This is a genomic window from Anaeromyxobacter sp. SG17 (assembly GCF_022690695.1).
Taxonomy (GTDB): Bacteria; Myxococcota; Myxococcia; order Myxococcales; family Anaeromyxobacteraceae; genus Anaeromyxobacter; species Anaeromyxobacter soli.
The window spans coordinates 1-17,526 of record NZ_JALCYX010000083.1 but is presented as its reverse complement, the minus strand read 5'-3'; the positions used below and the strand labels follow the sequence as shown (position 1 = coordinate 17,526).

Below are 17,526 nucleotides of genomic sequence, written 5' to 3'. Positions count from 1 at the left end.
CACGCGGACGCCTGGGTGGGGGCGCTCGCGCGGGACGGCGCGGCGCGGCGGCGCTTCCTCGCGCTCGCCGGGCGCGCCGGTGCGCCGGCCCGCGGGGCGCGGAGGGCGAGGCGGTGACCGCGAGGACCGCCATCGTCACGGGCGGCGGGCGGGGCATCGGCGCGGCGATCGCGCGGGCGCTCACGGCCCGCGGGGTCGCCGTCACGGTCTTCGCCCGGACGGCAGGTCAGGTGGAGGCGCTCGTGGCGGAGGGCGGCGCGGCCCTCGCCGTGGCGGGGGACGTCTCGCGCGAGGAGGACGTGGCCCGCCTCCTCGCGTCGCACGAGCGGGCCCTCGGCCCGGTCGAGCTGCTCGTGAACAACGCCGGCGTGCTCGCGCGCGGGCTCGCCGAGGATCTCACCCCGGCCGCGTTCCGCGAGGTGCTCGAGGTGAACCTCACCGGCGCGTTCCTCTGCGCCCGCGCCGTGATCCCCGGGATGAAGGCGCGGCGGCGCGGCAGGATCGTGAACGTCTGCTCGATCTCCGCCACCCTCGGCACCGCGGCGGCGAGCGCCTACAACGCGTCGAAGTGGGGGCTCGTGGGGCTCACGAAGTGCCTCGCCGAGGAGCTCCGCCCGCACGGTGTGCAGTGCGTCGCCGTGTCGCCGGGCAGCACCGACACCGAGATGCTGAAGGCGACGCCGTTCGCGCCGGTCCTGAGCCCCGAGGACGTCGCGCGGGTCGTGGTATTCGCGGCGCTCGACGCGCCGGCGGCGATCACGGCCGCGAACCTGGAGGTGTTCGGATGACCGCGCCCGTCGCCGCGGCGCTGGCGGACCTCGCCCGCGCCTTCCCCGCCGAGCGCCTCACGCGCGACCCCGAGCGCCTCGAGGCGTACGGGCGAGACGAGTCCGACCTCGGGGCCTACCCGCCCGACGTCGCGGTGCTCGTCGAGTCCGCCGAGGAGATCCGGGAGGTCTTCCGGATCGCGAGCGCGCACCGCGTGCCGGTCGTGCCGGTGGCGGCGCGCAGCGGCAAGTCGGGCGGCGTGCTGGCGGTGCAGCGCGGGATCGCGGTGTCGCTCGACCGGATGAACCGGATCCTCGAGATCTCGCCCGAGGACCTCGTGGCCCGCGTCGAGCCCGGCGTCGTGACGGGCCAGCTCCAGGCGGCGGTCGAGGAGCACGGGCTCTTCTACCCCCCGGATCCGAACTCGCTCGAGCTGTGCACCATCGGCGGCAACGTCGCCGAGAACGCGGGCGGGCCGCGCGCGCTCAAGTACGGCGTGACCCGAGAGTACGTCCTCGGGCTCACCGCGGTCGTCCCCACCGGCGAGATCCTGAAGGTCGGCCACCGGAGCATCAAGGGCGTCGCCGGCTACGACCTGACCGGCCTGCTCGTCGGGAGCGAGGGGACGCTCGCGATCGTCACCGAGGTCATGGTGAAGCTCCTGCCGCGCCCGCGCCACGTCTCGACCGCGCTCGTGGTGTTCGACTCGGTCGCGAGCGCGGCGCGCGCCGTCTCCCGCGTGCTCGCGGGCGGGGTGATCCCGCGCTGCCTCGAGCTCCTCGACGACGTCTCGCTCGCCGCCGCGGGCAAGACCTCGCCGTTCCGGTTCCCCGCGGGGGCGGGGGCGGCGCTCCTCGTCGAGACCGACGGCAACGACGAGGAGAGCGTGTTCGCGGAGATCGTCCGGGTCGCCGAGATCGTGCAGGGGGACGCGGCGGGCGAGGTGATCGTCGCGCAGAACGAGGCGCAGCGCCGCGAGGTGTGGGAGACGCGCCGCTACCTGTCGGTCAACCTCAAGACGCTCCACCCGATGAAGCTCTCGGAGGACGTCGCCGTCCCGCGCTCCAAGATCCCGGCGATGGTGGAGCGCGCCAAGGCGATCGGGGCCCGGCACGGCCTCGTCGTCGCGACGTACGGGCACGCCGGCGACGGCAACCTCCACTGCAACGTGCTCTTCGATCGGGCGGAGGAGCGCCCGCGGGTCGATCTCGCGGTCGGGGAGATCCTCCGCGCGGCGGTGGATCTCGGCGGCACCATCACCGGCGAGCACGGCGTCGGCCTCGCGAAGCGCGACTTCCTCGAGTACGAGCAGGGCAGGGAGCTCGTCGCCCTCCAGCGCCGCCTCAAGGCGGTCTTCGATCCGCTCGGAATCCTCAACCCGGGGAAGATGTTCCCGGGCTGAGGGGCCCTCGGACGCGCGGATCCGATCTTCTGATCAGATTGATTGGGGACAAGGACGGTCCACAATCCTCGCGTCATTTCAGGGGGTTAGGTTTGACTTCCCCGGCCCAATCCGGCATGAAGTCAAGGCCGGCCCGGCGCCTACCGCCGGGCCTTCGCTTCGCGCGCACTCTCTGAAAGGACGAAAGGACACATGTCCACGCAAGTTTCCGCGGGAAAGCACACGGTCGAGCAGGTCGAGGCCGTCACCATCCGCTTCGTCGGCGACTCCGGCGACGGCATGCAGCTCACCGGCACTGAGTTCACGCGGGCGAGCGCGCTGGCCGGCAACGACCTCGCGACGTTCCCGGACTACCCCGCGGAGATCCGCGCGCCCGCCGGCTCGCTCTACGGCGTGTCGGGCTACCAGGTGAACTTCGGCGCCCGGGAGATCCACACCCCCGGCGACGCGCCCGACGTGCTGGTCGCGATGAACCCGGCGGCGCTCAAGACGAACCTCGCCGATCTGAAGCCGGGCGGCATGCTGCTCGTGAACGCCGGCGCGTTCACGGCGGGCAACCTCGAGAAAGCCGGCTACAAGACGAACCCGCTCGAGGACGCCGCGCTCACGCAGACGTACAAGCTCGTCCCCGTCGACATGAACAAGCTCACCGAGACCGCGCTCGCGGGCTCGGGGCTGTCGTCGAAGGAGGTCGCGCGCTGCAAGAACTACTTCGCGCTCGGCCTCATGTACTGGCTCTACAGCCGGCCGATCGAGCCGCAGCTCGAGGCGATCCAGCGGAAGTTCGCGAAGAAGCCGGAGTTCGCCTCGGCGAACGCCGCCGTCTTCAAGGCGGGCCACGCCTACGGCGAGACGTCCGAGGTGTTCTACCAGCGGTATCAGGTGCCGGCCTCGAAGCTCGCCGCGGGCACGTACCGCAACGTGACCGGCAACTTCGCCACGGCGCTCGGCTTCGCCACGGTCGCGCGGCTCACCGGCCGGCAGGTGTTCCTCGGCAGCTACCCCATCACGCCCGCCACCGAGATCCTCCAGGAGATGTCATACTTCAAGGAGCACGGGGTGGTGACGTACCAGGCCGAGGACGAGATCGCGGGCATCGGCTCCGCCATCGGCGCCGCCTTCGGCGGCGCGCTCGCCTGCACCTCCACCTCCGGCCCGGGCCTCGCGCTCAAGACCGAGATGATGGGCCTCGCGGTCATCACCGAGCTGCCGCTCGTCATCGTGAACGTGCAGCGCGGCGGTCCGTCGACGGGCATGCCGACGAAGACCGAGCAGGCGGACCTGCTCATGGCGCTCTTCGGCCGCCACGGCGAGGCGCCCATGCCGGTCCTCGCGGCGCAGAGCCCGGCGGACTGCTTCTGGTCGGCGATCGAGGCGATGAAGATCGCCACGAAGTGGATGACGCCGGTGCTCCTCCTCACCGACGGCTACCTCGGCAACGGCTCGGAGCCGTTCAAGGTCCCGAGCCTCGACGAGCTGCCCAAGCTGCAGGTGAAGTACCAGACCGTCCCGAACTACGCGGACGGCGCGCAGTACATGCCGTACCTGCGCGACGACAAGCTCGTGCGGCCCTGGGCGGTCCCGGGCACGCCGGGCCTCGAGCACCGCGTCGGCGGCCTCGAGAAGGACTCGCTCTCGGGCATGGTGTCGTACGACGGCATGAACCACGAGCGCATGGTGAAGACGCGCGCGCAGAAGATCCGCAACGTGGTGGAGGACGTCCCTGACGTCGAGACGTTCGGCGCGGCGAGCGGGGACCTCCTGCTCGTCTCCTGGGGCGGCACGTTCGGCGCGGTCCGCGGCGCCGCCGAGGAGCTGCAGGCGCGCGGCAAGGCCGTGAGCCACGTGCACCTGCGCTGGCTGAACCCGCTCCCGAAGAACCTCGGCGAGGTGCTGAGGCGCTTCAAGAAGGTGTTCGTGCCCGAGGTGAACGACGGGCAGCTCGCCTTCTACCTGCGCGGCAAGTACCCGGGGGTCGATCCGCTGCAGTTCAACCGGATCAACGGCAAGCCCATCAAGATCGGCGAGCTCGTGGGCAAGGTCCTCGAGGTCCTCTGAGAGAGCCGGAAAGGACTATCACCATGAGCACGAATGGACAGAACGTGAATACCGCCCTCCCGACCTACACGAAGAAGGACTTCGAGTCCGGCGTCGATCCGCGCTGGTGCCCCGGCTGCGGCGACTACTCGATCATCAACCAGGTGCAGCGCGCGCTGCCGGCCGTCGGGGTGAAGCGCGAGAACATCGTCTTCATCTCCGGCATCGGCTGCTCGTCCCGCTTCCCGTACTACATGAACAACTACGGGATGCACACGCTGCACGGCCGCGCGCCGTCCTTCGCCTCGGGCCTCAAGGTCTCCCGGCCCGAGCTGCAGGTGTGGATCGTGACCGGCGACGGCGACGCGCTCGCCATCGGCGGCAACCACTTCATCCACGCGATGCGGCGGAACCTCGACCTCAAGATGCTGCTGTTCAACAACCGCATCTACGGGCTCACGAAGGGCCAGGTCTCGCCGACCTCCGAGCTCGGCAAGAAGACCAAGACGACGCCGCACGGCTCGCCCGACTACCCGTTCAACCCGCCGGCGCTCGCGCTCGGCGCCGGCGCCACGTTCGTCGCGCGCACCATCGACGTCGAGGGCGCGCACATGGGCGGCGTCCTCAAGGCGGCGGCGGAGCACAAGGGCAGCACGCTCGTGGAGGTCTTCCAGAACTGCCCGGTGTTCAACGACGGCGCCTACGAGTTCCTCACCGACAAGGCGGTGAAGGCGGACGCGCTCCTGCGGATGGAGCAGGGCAAGCCGCTCGTGTTCGGCAAGGACAACAAGAAGGGCATTCGCTTCAACCCGCAGAGCGCCGAGCTCGAGGTGGTGACGATCGGCGAGGGCGGCGTGACCGAGAAGGACATCCTCGTGCACGACGCGACGCGGGAGGATCCGACCATCGCGTTCATGCTCGCGAACCTCTCGATGAAGCCCGGGTTCCCCACGCCGATCGGCGTGTTCCGCAACGTGCGCATGCCGACCTGCGAGGAGCTGACCTGGCAGATCATCGACGGCGCCAAGGCGAAGAAGCCCGACGCGTCGCTCGAGAAGCTGCTCGCCGGCAGCGACACCTGGACCATCGGGTAGCCCGACCGCCGCGTCGCTACCTCGAAGGCCCTTCCCCTCATCTGGGGGAGGGCCTTCGTCTTTTCGCGCCTCTGCGCGGATTCGCGCGACCCCGAGCCGGCCCGCGTCGAATCGTGGAGGCGCGCGGTCGATCAAACGTCGAGCAAATGGGTCGATGAAATGCGCAATCGATTCGCGGGGAAATCTCTTCTCGATTGACCTGCGTCCAGGCGCCCGCGTGGGGCGACGTAGTACTGAGCCCGGCACTCTCCCAGCGTGACCGGACCATGCCGGCCCGGACGCTCCAGAGGAGCGATATGACGACAGCAGCGTCACCGGCGGCGAAGAAGGACAAGAAGTTCAAAGGCGTGGTGGTCGTGAACCGCGAGAACTGCAAGGGCTGCGGGTTCTGCGTCGAGTTCTGTCCGCTGCACGCCCTCGACCTGGAGAAGGGCTACAACGCGAAGGGCTACCACCCGCCCTTCCTCGCGAAGCCGGAGCTCTGCAACGGCTGCGACATGTGCGGCCTCTTCTGCCCCGACTTCTCGATCTACGGCTACCGCGAGAAGCTCGACTCGGCCGCCGCCTAGGAGCCACGAATGTCAAACGCGAACTCTTCCGGAACCCTCACCGGCAGCCACTACCTGGACGGCGACCACGCCTGCAGCGAGGGCGCCATCGCCGCCGGCTGCCGCTTCGCCGCCGGCTACCCCATCACGCCCTCGACCGAGGTGGTCGAGCGGCTCGCGCAGCGCTTCCCGTTCGTCGGCGGCCGCTTCCTCCAGTTCGAGGACGAGCTCGCCGCGTCGATCGCGCTGCTCGGCGGCGCCTGGGGCGGCGCGAAGGCCTGCACCGTCACCTCGGGCCCCGGCTTCTCGCTCATGATGGAGCACATCGGCCTCGCCGCGATCACCGAGACGCCGTGCGTGTTCTTCAACGTGCAGCGCGCCGGCCCGTCGACGGGCCTCCCGACGCAGCCCGCGCAGGGCGACATGATGCAGGCGCGGTTCGGCTCGCACGGCGACTACCGCCTCATCGCGCTCTGCCCGAACTCGCCGCAGGAGTGCTTCGACCTCACCGTGGACGCGTTCAACATGGCCGAGGAGTTCCGCGTCCCGGTCCTCGTGATGCTCGACGAGGTGGTGGGGCACATGACCGAGAAGGTGGTCATCCCCGAGGACGCGGAGATCAAGGTCACCGAGCGCCGCTGGACGAAGAAGCCGCCCGGCGAGTTCAAGCTCTTCGCGCCCGCCGAGGGCAGCCTCGTCCCCGAGATGGTGAAGCCGGGCGACGGCTACCGCATCCACGTCACGGGCCTCACGCACGACGAGCGCGGCTACCCGAAGATGACGGTCCCCGAGCACGAGAAGATGCAGATGCGGCTCTGGAACAAGATCGTCCTCAACGCCGACAAGATCGTGAAGTACGAGGCGAAGGACCTCGACGACGCCGAGGTGGTGGTCGTCTCCTACGGCATCACCTCGCGCATCGCCGAGCGCGCGATCCAGCAGGCGCGCGCCCAGGGCGTGAAGGTCGGCTCCTTCCGGCTCATCACCGCCTGGCCCTTCCCCGAGAAGGAGATCCTCCAGCTCTCGAAGAAGGTGAAGGCGTTCGTCGTCCCCGAGCTGAACCTGGGCCAGATGGTGCTCGAGGTGCAGCGCATCGTCGAGGGCCGGACCAAGGTCGTCCCGGTCCCGCACGTCGGCGGCACCGTTCACGATCCGCAGGTCATCACCAACGCCATTGTGGGAGCCGTTCGATGAGCGCGCCGGTCAAGGAGAACCCCGTCAACAAGTACCTGCGCATGGAGCGCATGCCGTCGATCTGGTGCCCGGGCTGCGGCATCGGCACGACGGTGAACTGCTTCGCGCGCGCGCTCGACGAGTCCAAGATCCCGCTCGACAACCTGGCGGTGGTCTCGGGCATCGGCTGCACCGGCCGCGTGGCCGGCTACCTCAACGTCGACTCGTTCCACACGACGCACGGCCGCGCCATCCCGTTCGCGACGGGCCTGCAGCTCGCCCGCCCGGACCTGAAGGTGGTCGTCTACTCCGGTGACGGCGACCTGTCCGCCATCGGCGGCAACCACTTCATCCACGCGGCGCGCCGCAACGCCGACCTGCTCGTCGTGATGGTGAACAACTTCACGTACGGCATGACGGGCGGCCAGGTGACGCCGACCACGTTCCGCCCGGCCATCGCCTCGACCACGCCGTACGGCGCGTTCGAGCAGACGTTCAACATGCCGATGCTCGCCGACTCCTGCGGCGCGGTCTACGTCGCCCGCTGGACGGCCTACCACGTGAAGCAGCTCGCGAAGTCGATGGCCGAAGCCATCAACAAGCGCGGCTTCCGCTTCATCGAGATCGCCGCGCCGTGCCCCACGCTGTACCTCCGCCGCAACAAGCTCGGCGAGGGGCTCGACGAGATGAAGTTCTACAAGGAGAAGAGCGTCATCCGTAACGGCGTCGACACGCGCGAGGTCGCGCTCGACTACCGCAAGGAGATCACGGTCGGCAAGTTCGTCGACCGCGAGCGGGCGACGCTCGAGGACGCGATGGATCAGCGGTACAAGGAGGCGCTCGGCGCGAAGTACGTGCCGTACGTCTCGCCCGGCGCCGCGAAGTCGCAGGCGTAAACGCCCAGAGGAGAATACGGAAATGGGTCCCACGGAGATCAAGATCGGCGGGCTGGGCGGCCAGGGCGTCATCCTGGGCGGCATCATCATCGGCAAGGCGGCGGCGCTGTTCGACAGCAAGCACTCGTGCCTCACGCAGGCCTTCGGCCCCGAGGCGCGCGGCTCTGCCTGCAGCGCGCAGGTGGTCGTCGACAGCGAGCCGATCCTCTACCCGTACGTGCAGAAGCCGCACCTCATGGTGGCGATGTCGCAGGACGCGTTCGCGAAGTTCTCGCCCGAGCTCCGGCCGGACGGGACGCTCCTCATCGAGGAGGAGCTCGTGAAGCCCACCGGGCTGCCGAGCACGGTGAAGGTGTTCGCCGTCCCGGCGACGCGCATCGCCGAGGAGCTCGGCCGGAAGATGGTGATGAACATCGTCATGGTGGGGTTCTTCACCGCCGTGACGGGCATCGTGAGCGAGGAGGCGGCCCGGGAGGCGGTGAAGGACTCCGTCCCCCCCGCCACCGTCGAGCTGAACATGAAGGCGTTCCAGCGCGGCTTCGATCACGGCAAGAAGCTCGTCGCGAAGGCGTAGCGACGAGGCGCTTCGGCATCCGGCGCGCCGCGGGGCTTCCCCGCGGCGCGTCGTCTCGTCCTCGCGGCGAAGCTCTCGTCGAGGCGCGCGACCCGGGCGAGGGCGCCGCCTACTCGCACGCGCGCGCGCCGCGCAGGCTGGTGCGGCAGGCGTCGGCGCCCGGCGCGACCTCGAGGCAGCGCTCGCAGGCGCGCGCCGCCTCGGCGCAGCGGCCGAGCCTCACGAGCGAGATGCAGAGGCCGTGGAGCGCCTCGCGCGAGCGGGGCTCGAGCTCCGCGGCGCGCCGGTATCCCGCCTCCGCGCGCGCGTAGCGCCCGTCCGAGTAGTCCATGAACGCGAGATCGTGGTGCGCGGCGGCGCGGGCGGGGTCCGCCTCGAGGAGGTGCAGGTACTCGCGCCGCGCCTCCGCCCAGCGTGCCGGGCGATCCGGCGCGTCCAGCCCGCGGCGGAGCAGCGCCCGGGCGAGGTTCTGCCGCGCGTCGGCGAGGTCGGGGTCGATGCGGAGCGCGGCGCGCAGCTCCGCCAGCGCGGGCTCTGCGCGCGAGGCGGCGAGCAGCGTCTCCCCGAGGTTCGCGTGGCCCTCGGCGAAGTCCGGCGCGAGGCGCACCGCCCGCTCGAACCGGCGCCTCGCCGCGTCGAGATCGCCCTCGCGCCGGGCGACGATGCCGAGCCCGTTCAGCGCCTCCGGGAACTGCGGATCGAACTCGAGGGCGTGCGCGAAGGCGACGCCGGCGCGCTCGGGGTCCGCCGCCTCCAGGTAGGCGTAGCCGCGGCGGACCTCCTCGGCGGCGCGGGGGTGCACGGTCGCGCGGCCGGCGCAGGCGACGAGCGGGAGGGCCGCGAGCATCGAACGGAAGGCGAGGGGGACGTGGAGAGCGGGCATGCGCCCGCTTCTTGCTGCGCGCGTGCCGCATGCGCCCCTTCCTGCGACTCACCGTCCTCGCCGCCCTCGCCGCGGCGTCCCCCGCGGTTGCCCAGCTCTCGAACTGCTCCATCTCCGTGGAATCCGGGCTTTCGTGGCCGGCCGGCGGCGCAGCTCGCGTCTCGCTCCCCGTCGCGATCGCGGCGACCGCGTGGCTCGACGGGCCGTTCGAGGCCGTCGCGCGCCTCGGCTTCGGGTCCGCCCCGGAGCCCTCCGGCCGCGGGACGGTCCGCCGCGTCGAGGGCACCGCCGGGCTGCGCTGGTCGCCGGGCACCGACGCGCTCCGGCCGCTGCTTCAGCTCGAGCTGGGGTGGAGCCACGCCGGATGGGACCCGGCGGGAGCGAGCGGGCTCTCCGCCGCGGCAGGGGCCGGGCTCGAGTGGTTCGCGCACCGGGACCTCGCGCTCGGGGCGAGGGCGGGCCTCCGGCGCGTCCCCGGGGAGGGCTGGCGTCCCGAGCTGGCGCTCTGCGCGAGCTTCTACTTCTGATCCGCCTGCGCCGCGCCGGCGCGCTCCGTCCGATCCGGCGTCCCGTCGCGGTCCGTGTCGACCTCGACGCGCTCGAGCACGCCGTGCGCATGGCGCTCCCAGAGGTCGGGCCGTCCGTCGCCGTCGGTGTCCCGCTCCTTGCGGACGAGCTCGCCCTGCTCGAACACGCTCCAGGTCGCGGGGACGCCGCCGACGGGATACGCGAGCTCCTCCCGCACGAGCGCGCCGCCCTCGAGCACGAGCACCACGTCGGGCGTCCCGTCGCGGTCGAGGTCGTAGGCGAGCCGCGAGGGGGCGCCGTCCGGGCCGCGCGTCACCCAGGTGTCGGGGCGGCCGTCGCCGTCCTGGTCCTCCGGCGTCCCCGACGGAGATCCCGCGGGCTCGGCGGTGAACGGGCGCCGGCTCGCCGCAGCACGCGGGGCGGCGGAGGTCGCCGGCGGGTGAGCAGCGCTGCAGGCGAGCCCCGCCAGGGCGGCGAGGAGGGGAGGTAGCTTACGCATGGCGTTATTTGACACTATACCGATGGTCACATAGGTTCGCCGGAGCCGCCATGGCCCGGAAAAAGATCTCGACGACCGTCTACATCACGCCCGAGCAGAACGAGCGCCTCAAGCTCCTGCACGAGCGCACGCGCGTGCCCGTCGCCGAGTACATCCGGCAGGGCATCGATCTGGTGCTCGAGAAGTACCGCCAGGCGCTCCCCGGCCAGCTGACGCTCGATGACCTCGGCGCCAAGAAGTAGATTGCCCCACGAATGAGCGAAAAGCGCGCAGTCGTCCTCGGGGCGGCAGGGTTCATCGGCAGCCATCTCACCGACCGCCTCCTCGCGGAGGGCTGGCGCGTCACCGGGATGGACAACTTCATCACGGGCACGCGGCGCAACCTCGAGCACCTCTCCCGCGAGCCTCGCTTCGACTTCGTCGAGGGCGACATCTGCCAGCCCCTCGACGCGCTCACCGGGCCCGTCGACGCGGTCCTGGACTTCGCCTCTCCCGCCTCGCCGATCGACTACCTGAAGCACCCCTTCGAGACGCTGCACGTCGGCTCGCACGGCGTCGAGAACGCGCTGCGGCTCGCGAAGCGGGCGGGCGCCGTCTTCGTGCTCTCCTCGACGTCCGAGGTGTACGGCGATCCCCTCGAGCACCCGCAGCGCGAGTCGTACTGGGGGAACGTGAACCCCATCGGCCCCCGCGCGGTCTACGACGAAGCCAAGCGCTTCGCCGAGGCGATCACCGTCGCCTACCGCCGCTACGAGAAGGTGGACGTCCGCATCGCCCGCATCTTCAACACCTACGGCCCCCGCATGCGGTTGGACGACGGGCGGATCGTGCCCACCTTCGTGGCGCAGGCGCTCCGCGGGCAGCCCATCACCGTGTTCGGCGAGGGCACCCAGACCCGGAGCTTCTGCTACGTGGACGACAACGTGGAAGGGATCTGGCGGCTCCTGCACGCGCGCTTCCAGGATCCCGTGAACATCGGGAACCCGCACGAGATGACCGTCCTGCAGTTCGCCGAGGCGGTGCAGCGGTTCGTCGGGAGCCACTGTCCCATCGTGCACGAGCCGCTCCCGGAGGACGACCCGCGCGTGCGGCGGCCGGACATCACGCGCGCGAAGGAGGTCCTGGGCTGGGAGCCGAGGGTGGGGTTCGAGGACGGAATGCGGCGGACGATCGCCTGGTTCCGCGAGCGGGTTTGAACGTCGGGTGAACGGGAGGGAGGCGAGGTGGCGAAGCGGATTCTCATCACGGGCGGGGCGGGGTTCATCGGTTCGACCATCGCCGATCTGTTCCTTCAGTCGGGCTGGGACGTGGCGGTCCTCGACGACCTCTCGTCGGGCAAGCGCGAGCACGTGCCCGCCGCGGCGCGCTTCTACCCGGTGGACGTGCGCAGCGCGGCCGCGCTCGAGGTCCTGAAGCAGGAGCGACCGCAGGTGGTCTGCCACCACGCCGCCCAGATCGACGTCCGCCGGTCGATGGCGGACCCGCGCTTCGACGCGGACGTCAACATCGGCGGCCTCCTCAACCTCATGCAGGGCGCGGTCGAGGCGAAGAGCGTCGAGCACGTCCTCTTCGCCTCCTCCGGCGGCGCCACCTACGGCGACACCGAGCGCGTGCCCACGCCCGAGGACCACCCGCAGCTGCCCGTCTCCCACTACGGCGCGGCGAAGGCCGCGAGCGAGCTGTACCTCGGCGTGTACCGGGCGAACTACGGGATCCCCTTCACCGCGCTGCGCTACTCGAACGTCTACGGCCCGCGCCAGGATCCCCACGGCGAGGCGGGCGTGGTCGCGATCTTCTGCGGGCGCCTGCTCGAGGGCCGCCCCTGCACGATCTTCGGGGACGGCGGGCAGACGCGCGACTACGTCTTCGCCGGCGACGTCGCGCGCGCGAACCTGCTCGCCGCGGAGAAGCGGTACGACGGGCCGCTCAACGTCGGCACCGGGGTGGAGACCGACGTGAACGAGCTCTACGCGCACATCGCGCGGGCGGCCCGCTCCGAGCGGCCCGCCGAGCACGCCGCGGCGCGCCTCGGGGAGCAGAAGCGCTCGTGCATCGACCCGGCGCGCGCCGCCGCGGCCATCGGCTGGCGGCCGGAGGTGAAGCTCGCGGACGGGCTCGCGCGCACCTTCGAGTGGTTCGCGGCGCGTCGCAAGGCCGCGTGACCTGGTGACCCGGGCGGCGGGGCTCGCGCCGCCCTCCCACATCGTCGCCTTCCCTGCCACCTCCGCGCGCTGGCATGCTCGGCCACGCCAGGGGCCGCGCGCCCGCGGATCCGGCAGGAGGAGACGATGAGGACGACGCTCGCGCTCGCCGCAGTGCTCCTCGCCGCGTGCGAGGCGGCGGTGCAGACCGACGCCGACGGCCTCCGCACCGCGCTCCCCGAGGAGGCGGCGATCCGGATGGCCTCCCCGGCGCCGCCCCCCTCGCCGACGGCCACCACCGCTGAGGTGGTCGCCGCCGCTCCGACGTTCGGGTCGGGCTACGCCCGGACGACCTTCTGGGCGGCGACGACCGTGAACGCCGGCGTCGCCTGGACCCTCGGACGGCTTCGCGCCGTCGCCTCGCTGCCGCCGACGACCTGCGACGTCGCGTCGTGCACCTGGGGGCCCTGGACGGATCGCGAGGGGCTGAACGTGTGGCGCCTCGTGGCGCGCCGGGACGGCACGGGCTGGTCGTACCTGCTCGACGCGCGCCGGGGCTCGGACGCGCGCGCGGCGTTCGCGCCGATCGTGGCGGGCGTCGCGCACCCGGGCGCGCTCCCGTCTCGCGGCAGCGGCTCGTTCGCCGTGGACTTCGACGCGGCGGCCGCGCTGGACCACGCCGCGGGATGGCAGCAGGAGGACTTCGGCCGCCTCGAGGTCGCGTACGACGCGCGCGAGGCCGTCCGGGTGGACGCGACCGCGCTCGGCGCGCGCAGCCGCGATCCGGACGACCCGGTCCGCCTCGACGCGGTGTACGCCTTCCGCGCGACTGCGGCGGGCGGCGACCTGCAGGTCGCGCTCCAGACGCTCGAGGCCACGCCGCGGAACCTGTCGCTCCGCTCGCGCTGGGACGCGGCCGGGGCGGGCCGCGGTGACGCCGCGTGGGTGTCCGCCGGGCTGCAGTACCGCGCGAGCGAGTGCTGGAGCGGCGCCGCGCTGGGGTTCTCGCTCCTCTACGACGACGACCCGCTCGCCGGGTACGAGGGCGCCTGCGCGTTCGTCCCGGCGCTCTTCGCCGACCTGACGCTCCCGTAGCGCGACAGGCTGCCTTAACCTTCGCCCGGCTCGGCGCTCGTCGCGACCGGGGCGGGCGCGAGCGGCGCGTCGTCCTCCGGCGGCTCCTCGAGGTCGTCGGCCGGCGTGGGACCGGCGAGGATCCGCTCGAGCTCGCTGCTCGCGCGGAGGTGCTCCTCGGCGGTCACGCGGCCGGCCGCGCGCAGGCGGTCGAGGAGGCGCCGCGAGCGGTGCTTGAGCCAGGAGGACGGGTTCGCGAGGTCCACCCGCCGCGGCGCAGGCAGGATGGACGCCATCACGACGGCCTGCGCCGTGGAGAGCGACGCCGCGGAGACGCCGAACCGTGCGCGCGCCCCCGCCTCGGCGCCGAAGACGCCGTCGTCCCACTCCACCACGTTCAGGTAGAGCGCGAGGATGCGCCGCTTCGAGAGGGCGTGCTCGAGCTTCGCCGCGAGCACCGCCTCCTTCGCCTTGCGCAGGAGACTCTTCTCGGTGCCGAGCCAGAGGTTCTTGGCGAGCTGCTGCGTGAGGGTGGAGGCTCCGCGCGCGAACCGGCGCTCCTTGAGGTCGTGCTCGGCGGCGAGCCGGATCGCCTCCCAGTCGAGCCCCTCGTGCCCGAAGAAGTTCGCGTCCTCGGAGGCCAGCACCGCCTCGACGAGCCGCGGGGACACGCGATCGAGGCCGACCCACACCTGCCGGGGCCGGAACGAGTGCCTGCGCGCCTTCGCCTCCGCCTGCCGCTGCGCGATGAGCGCCGTCGTCCGCGGGTTCTCGCGGGCGAGCGGGCGCGGGTCGGGCGTGGCGAGCCAGAGGCCACCGAGCGCGGCGGCTGCGGCGAGGACGACGGCGAGGAGGGCGAGGGCGAGGCGGCGGACGCGGCGCCCGGGGGCGTGAGCCCGGGATGGCATGCGGCGGACCTATAGCACCCGCAGGGACGCGGGGGCCAGGCGCGCCGCGCGGGACTGCGGCGACGCCGCGCCGCGAGCGCGCGCCGGCCGGACGCGTCCCTCCTACGGAGGCGCCGCCGCGCGGCGCAGAGACGCCGTCGCGGAGCGCGAGGCGAGGGACCTCGCGGGCGGGCCTTCGGCCGGCGTCACGGTGACGACGTTGCCTCACCGTGAATGGTGATCCCGTTCGGGCCCCCGTTCGGCGCCTTGACGCATCCGGGACCCACCGCTACCTCCCGCTCACCGAAAACGGCACCGTACGGCCGCTCACGGCCCGCAGGCCCACGGAGGGAACATGGCTGACGTGAAGCGTTACACCCCGCGCGACTACTCCAAGGTCCGGGGGCTCACCGGCATCTCGGACAAGCAGATCGAGGAGCACCTGAAGCTCTACGAGGGCTACGTCAAGCGCACGAACGCGCTCACGGAGAAGCTCCAGGGCATCTGCAACGACGGCAAGGCCTCCGGCGCCGACCCGGTGTTCGCCGAGCTCACCCGGCGCCTCGGGTTCGAGTACAGCGGGATGGTGAACCACGAGTACTACTTCGAGAACCTGGCGCCGGGCGCCCAGGCCGAGCCGCCCACCGGCGGGAAGCTGCGCAAGGCGCTCGAGGCCTCGTTCGGGAAGTACGAGACCTGGCTCGCCGACTTCCGCGCGATCGCGACGATGCCCGGCGTCGGCTGGGCGATGACCTTCCAGGATCCGTCCACCGGCTGGCTCTCGAACCACTGGATCAACCTGCACCAGGACAACGTGCCGGTCGGCTTCAAGCCCGTCCTCGTCATGGACGGGTGGGAGCACGCGTTCATGCGCGACTACCTCGCGACCGAGCGCGCGAAGTACGTCGACGCGTTCTTCAAGAACCTGAGCTGGGAGACGATCGAGAAGCGGATAGTTTGAACGGGAGCTGCGCCCCCGCCGCGCCGCCAGGCCCGGATCGCACCAGCGGTCCGGGCCTCGTCGTCCGGGCCTCGACCCGTCAGCGCGCGCCGAGGCGCCGGTAGCGGCCTTCGACGAGCGCGAACGCCGCGTAGGCGAGGAGGCCGAGCGCCGCCGCCCCGAGGAGCACGGCCCCGTACGGCTGGCGCGCCAGCGTCGCGAGCGCGCCGTCGAAACCGGTCGCCTCGTGCGGATCCCCCTCGAGCGCCGCCTGCGCGAAGAAGAGGCCCACGAGCACGAAGACCACGCCCTGCGCCGTGAAGCCGAGGGTGCCGAGGGGCGCCGCCCAGCGCCGCACCCAGGCTCCGGCGCGCGCGAGGTCGAGGTGCTTCAGGAACTTCCGCCGCACGCCGGTCCAGATCTGGCGCGCCCCCACGAAGACCACGATCGCGGCGGCCGCGAGGACGAGCACGCGGCCGGCCGGGAGCTCGAGCGCGCGGGCAGTCCAGCTGCGCGCCGCTGCGTTCCCGCTCGGACCGGCCCGGCCGCCGGAGGCGAGGCGCACCGCCGCCAGGGCGAGCGAGACGTAGCCGAGGCCGCCGATCGCCTGTCCCACGCGCGACAGGACCGCCCAGGCGCCGCGCCGGCGCTCGCCGTCCGGATCGGCGATCGCCTGGACCTCGAACCAGAGGGCCATGCCGACGAGCCCGATCGCGAGCGCCGCGACGAGCGCGCCGCCGAGCGGCGCCTGCGCGAGCGTGGCGAGCGCGCCCTTCGAGTCGGTGGCCCGCCCGCCCTCGCCGAGCGCGAGCCGGAGGGCGAGCGCGCCGATGACGGCGTACACGGCGCCCTTCGCGGCGAACCCCGCTCGCGCGAGCGCCCGAACCCACGGGCGCCTCGCCGAGCGATCGCCCGCCCGCTCCACCTCCGACCAGACCTCGCCCGCGCCGCGCATCCGGCGTTCAAGCTGGCCACTCCGCCGCCCGCCCGCCCGCCGGCGCCCGCGTTTGACCCGCTCCGCAGGGCGGCCGTACCCTCGGCCGCGTGATCGTCCCGCCGGGCCGCCGCGCCGCGCTCCGCCGCCGCCTCCTCGCCTGGTACGACGCCGGCCACCGCTCCCTGCCGTGGCGCGCCGCGCAGCACGGCGCGGATCCGTACCGCGTCTGGCTCGCGGAGGTCATGCTCCAGCAGACGCAGGTGGCCACCGTGGTGCCGTACTTCGAGCGCTTCGTGGCGCGCTTCCCGACGCTCGCCGCGCTCGCCGCGGCGGACGAGGACGAGGTGCTCGCGCTCTGGAGCGGGCTCGGCTACTACGCGCGCTGCCGGAACCTCCTCGCCGCCGCGCGCACCGCGCTGGCGCGCCACGGTGGACTGCCGGGCTCGGTCGAGGCCCTGCGGGCGCTCCCCGGGTTCGGCCCCTACACCGCGGGCGCGGTCGCGAGCATCGCGTTCGCGCTGCCCGCCGCGGCGGTGGACGGGAACGTGGCGCGGGTCGTCGCGCGGCTCTTCTGCGTCGACGGCGAGCCGGGCGCGCCGGCGGTGCAGCGCGCCCTGTGGGCGCTCGCGGGCGAGCTCGTCCCCGAGGAGCGGCCCGGCGACTTCAACCAGGCGCTGATGGAGCTCGGGGCGACGCTGTGCCGCAAGCCCGCGCCGGCCTGCGCGCGGTGCCCCGTGCGGAGTGCCTGCGCCGCTCACGGTGCCGGCCGCGCAGCGGAGATCCCGCCGGCCCGGCGGCGGGGTGCGCGGCGAGCGGCAGCGGTCGCGTGCGCCGTCGCCGAGGTGGGCGGGGCGCTCGTGCTGGTGCGGCGCGCGCCGGGCGGGCTGCTCGGCGGGCTGTGGGATCTGCCGGCGGTGGACGTGACCGGCGCGACCGAGCGGCAGGGCGCGGCCGCGCTCCGGCGGACGCTGCGGGCGCGCTTCGGCGTCGGCGCGGTGGGCGCGCTGCTCGCCGAGGTCGAGCGCACGCTCACGCACCGGGACCTCGCGCTCCGCGCGTATGCCTGCGAGGTGCCGGGGGCGTTCGCGCCCGGCGACGACGTCCGGCTCGCGCCGCCCGGCACGCTCGACGGGATCGGCCTCTCC

General features: G+C 72.7%; 19 protein-coding genes. 15 read left to right on the top strand and 4 right to left on the bottom strand.

The features are described from left to right. Positions 1–113: 113 nt before the first annotated feature. From MNY60_RS20555 to MNY60_RS20520, 8 genes are all read left to right on the top strand, one after another. Positions 114–788, top strand: a complete 675-nt coding sequence (locus MNY60_RS20555) for an SDR family NAD(P)-dependent oxidoreductase (RefSeq protein WP_242340030.1) — start codon at positions 114–116, stop codon at positions 786–788. Then, on the top strand, positions 785–2,170 hold the full coding sequence (locus MNY60_RS20550) for an FAD-binding oxidoreductase (protein WP_242340029.1): 1,386 nt from the start codon (positions 785–787) through the stop codon (positions 2,168–2,170). Before MNY60_RS20555 ends, MNY60_RS20550 begins: the two co-directional genes overlap by 4 nt. A gap of 192 nt (positions 2,171–2,362) precedes the next feature. Next, entirely contained in the window at positions 2,363–4,228 is a 1,866-nt protein-coding gene (locus MNY60_RS20545; protein ID WP_242361691.1) for a 2-oxoacid:acceptor oxidoreductase subunit alpha, read from the top strand. 23 nt (positions 4,229–4,251) lie between these two features. Next, the gene (locus MNY60_RS20540; RefSeq protein WP_242356495.1) at positions 4,252–5,301 is read left to right on the top strand and encodes a 2-oxoacid:ferredoxin oxidoreductase subunit beta; all 1,050 of its coding nucleotides are present in this window, start codon (positions 4,252–4,254) and stop codon (positions 5,299–5,301) included. A 296-nt stretch (positions 5,302–5,597) separates the two neighbouring features. Continuing rightward, positions 5,598–5,870: a ferredoxin family protein gene (locus MNY60_RS20535; protein ID WP_242340026.1), complete on the top strand. Its 273-nt coding sequence runs from the start codon at positions 5,598–5,600 to the stop codon at positions 5,868–5,870. Positions 5,871–5,879: 9 nt separating this feature from the next. Then, the gene (locus MNY60_RS20530; RefSeq protein ID WP_242340025.1) at positions 5,880–7,043 is read left to right on the top strand and encodes a 2-oxoacid:acceptor oxidoreductase subunit alpha; all 1,164 of its coding nucleotides are present in this window, start codon (positions 5,880–5,882) and stop codon (positions 7,041–7,043) included. Further along, positions 7,040–7,918, top strand: a complete 879-nt coding sequence (locus MNY60_RS20525) for a 2-oxoacid:ferredoxin oxidoreductase subunit beta (RefSeq protein ID WP_242340024.1) — start codon at positions 7,040–7,042, stop codon at positions 7,916–7,918. The genes MNY60_RS20530 and MNY60_RS20525 overlap by 4 nt, the downstream gene beginning before the upstream one ends. A 22-nt stretch (positions 7,919–7,940) precedes the next feature. Continuing rightward, positions 7,941–8,492, top strand: coding sequence for a 2-oxoacid:acceptor oxidoreductase family protein (locus tag MNY60_RS20520; RefSeq protein WP_242340023.1), 552 nt, complete (start codon positions 7,941–7,943; stop codon positions 8,490–8,492). A gap of 109 nt (positions 8,493–8,601) precedes the next feature. Here the strand turns inward: MNY60_RS20520 and MNY60_RS20515 are convergent, their stop codons facing one another. After that, complete coding sequence (locus MNY60_RS20515) at positions 8,602–9,375, bottom strand: tetratricopeptide repeat protein (RefSeq protein ID WP_242361689.1); 774 nt, start codon at positions 9,373–9,375, stop codon at positions 8,602–8,604. Positions 9,376–9,404: 29 nt separating this feature from the next. Here MNY60_RS20515 and MNY60_RS20510 point away from each other — a divergent pair, with 29 nt between their 5' ends. Beyond that, positions 9,405–9,902 (top strand): hypothetical protein, encoded by a 498-nt coding sequence (locus MNY60_RS20510; protein WP_242361687.1) that lies wholly within the window; start codon positions 9,405–9,407, stop codon positions 9,900–9,902. On the opposite strand, the gene MNY60_RS20505 is transcribed toward MNY60_RS20510, so the two are convergent. After that, positions 9,893–10,402, bottom strand: coding sequence for a hypothetical protein (locus tag MNY60_RS20505; RefSeq protein WP_242361685.1), 510 nt, complete (start codon positions 10,400–10,402; stop codon positions 9,893–9,895). The two genes, MNY60_RS20510 and MNY60_RS20505, sit on opposite strands and share 10 nt — an antisense overlap. A gap of 50 nt (positions 10,403–10,452) precedes the next feature. Between MNY60_RS20505 and MNY60_RS20500 the strand changes: the two genes are divergently transcribed. The 4 genes from MNY60_RS20500 (at position 10,453) to MNY60_RS20485 (ending at position 13,638) form a co-directional block, all read left to right on the top strand. Further along, on the top strand, positions 10,453–10,644 hold the full coding sequence (locus tag MNY60_RS20500) for a ribbon-helix-helix domain-containing protein (RefSeq protein ID WP_242340019.1): 192 nt from the start codon (positions 10,453–10,455) through the stop codon (positions 10,642–10,644). 12 nt (positions 10,645–10,656) lie between these two features. Beyond that, a complete protein-coding gene (locus MNY60_RS20495; RefSeq protein WP_242361683.1) occupies positions 10,657–11,598 on the top strand; it encodes a UDP-glucuronic acid decarboxylase family protein in 942 nt (313 codons plus the stop codon). Between the two features lie 27 nt (positions 11,599–11,625). After that, the gene (locus MNY60_RS20490; protein WP_242356486.1) at positions 11,626–12,564 is read left to right on the top strand and encodes an NAD-dependent epimerase/dehydratase family protein; all 939 of its coding nucleotides are present in this window, start codon (positions 11,626–11,628) and stop codon (positions 12,562–12,564) included. Between the two features lie 126 nt (positions 12,565–12,690). Then, positions 12,691–13,638 (top strand): hypothetical protein, encoded by a 948-nt coding sequence (locus MNY60_RS20485; RefSeq protein WP_242340016.1) that lies wholly within the window; start codon positions 12,691–12,693, stop codon positions 13,636–13,638. A 14-nt stretch (positions 13,639–13,652) separates the two neighbouring features. Here the strand turns inward: MNY60_RS20485 and mtgA are convergent, their stop codons facing one another. Further along, positions 13,653–14,525: a monofunctional biosynthetic peptidoglycan transglycosylase gene (gene mtgA / locus MNY60_RS20480; RefSeq protein ID WP_242340015.1), complete on the bottom strand. Its 873-nt coding sequence runs from the start codon at positions 14,523–14,525 to the stop codon at positions 13,653–13,655. A 334-nt stretch (positions 14,526–14,859) separates the two neighbouring features. On the opposite strand from mtgA, the gene MNY60_RS20475 reads away from it, so the two are divergent. Beyond that, the gene (locus MNY60_RS20475; protein ID WP_242356481.1) at positions 14,860–15,465 is read left to right on the top strand and encodes a Fe-Mn family superoxide dismutase; all 606 of its coding nucleotides are present in this window, start codon (positions 14,860–14,862) and stop codon (positions 15,463–15,465) included. A gap of 79 nt (positions 15,466–15,544) precedes the next feature. Here the strand turns inward: MNY60_RS20475 and MNY60_RS20470 are convergent, their stop codons facing one another. Next, positions 15,545–16,399 carry a DUF1206 domain-containing protein gene (locus MNY60_RS20470; RefSeq protein ID WP_242361681.1) on the bottom strand — a complete coding sequence of 285 codons (855 nt, stop codon included), beginning with the start codon at positions 16,397–16,399 and terminating at the stop codon, positions 15,545–15,547. Positions 16,400–16,488: 89 nt separating this feature from the next. On the opposite strand from MNY60_RS20470, the gene mutY reads away from it, so the two are divergent. Then, positions 16,489–17,526, top strand: a 1,038-nt coding sequence (gene mutY / locus MNY60_RS20465; protein ID WP_242361677.1) for an A/G-specific adenine glycosylase, incomplete at its 3' end; no start/stop codon positions are given.

Bases quoted from the DNA above. Each gene is read 5' to 3' on its own strand.
- MNY60_RS20550 (WP_242340029.1), top strand. From the start codon at position 785: ATGACCGCGCCCGTCGCCGCGGCGCTGGCGGACCTCGCCCGCGCCTTC.
- MNY60_RS20545 (WP_242361691.1), top strand. From the start codon at position 2,363: ATGTCCACGCAAGTTTCCGCGGGAAAGCACACGGTCGAGCAGGTCGAG.
- MNY60_RS20540 (WP_242356495.1), top strand. From the start codon at position 4,252: ATGAGCACGAATGGACAGAACGTGAATACCGCCCTCCCGACCTACACG.
- MNY60_RS20535 (WP_242340026.1), top strand. From the start codon at position 5,598: ATGACGACAGCAGCGTCACCGGCGGCGAAGAAGGACAAGAAGTTCAAA.
- MNY60_RS20530 (WP_242340025.1), top strand. From the start codon at position 5,880: ATGTCAAACGCGAACTCTTCCGGAACCCTCACCGGCAGCCACTACCTG.
- MNY60_RS20525 (WP_242340024.1), top strand. From the start codon at position 7,040: ATGAGCGCGCCGGTCAAGGAGAACCCCGTCAACAAGTACCTGCGCATG.
- MNY60_RS20520 (WP_242340023.1), top strand. From the start codon at position 7,941: ATGGGTCCCACGGAGATCAAGATCGGCGGGCTGGGCGGCCAGGGCGTC.
- MNY60_RS20515 (WP_242361689.1), bottom strand. From the start codon at position 9,375: ATGCCCGCTCTCCACGTCCCCCTCGCCTTCCGTTCGATGCTCGCGGCC.
- MNY60_RS20510 (WP_242361687.1), top strand. From the start codon at position 9,405: ATGCGCCCCTTCCTGCGACTCACCGTCCTCGCCGCCCTCGCCGCGGCG.
- MNY60_RS20505 (WP_242361685.1), bottom strand. From the start codon at position 10,402: ATGCGTAAGCTACCTCCCCTCCTCGCCGCCCTGGCGGGGCTCGCCTGC.
- MNY60_RS20500 (WP_242340019.1), top strand. From the start codon at position 10,453: ATGGCCCGGAAAAAGATCTCGACGACCGTCTACATCACGCCCGAGCAG.
- MNY60_RS20495 (WP_242361683.1), top strand. From the start codon at position 10,657: ATGAGCGAAAAGCGCGCAGTCGTCCTCGGGGCGGCAGGGTTCATCGGC.
- MNY60_RS20485 (WP_242340016.1), top strand. From the start codon at position 12,691: ATGAGGACGACGCTCGCGCTCGCCGCAGTGCTCCTCGCCGCGTGCGAG.
- mtgA (WP_242340015.1), bottom strand. From the start codon at position 14,525: ATGCCATCCCGGGCTCACGCCCCCGGGCGCCGCGTCCGCCGCCTCGCC.
- MNY60_RS20475 (WP_242356481.1), top strand. From the start codon at position 14,860: ATGGCTGACGTGAAGCGTTACACCCCGCGCGACTACTCCAAGGTCCGG.
- MNY60_RS20470 (WP_242361681.1), bottom strand. From the start codon at position 16,399: ATGCGCGGCGCGGGCGAGGTCTGGTCGGAGGTGGAGCGGGCGGGCGAT.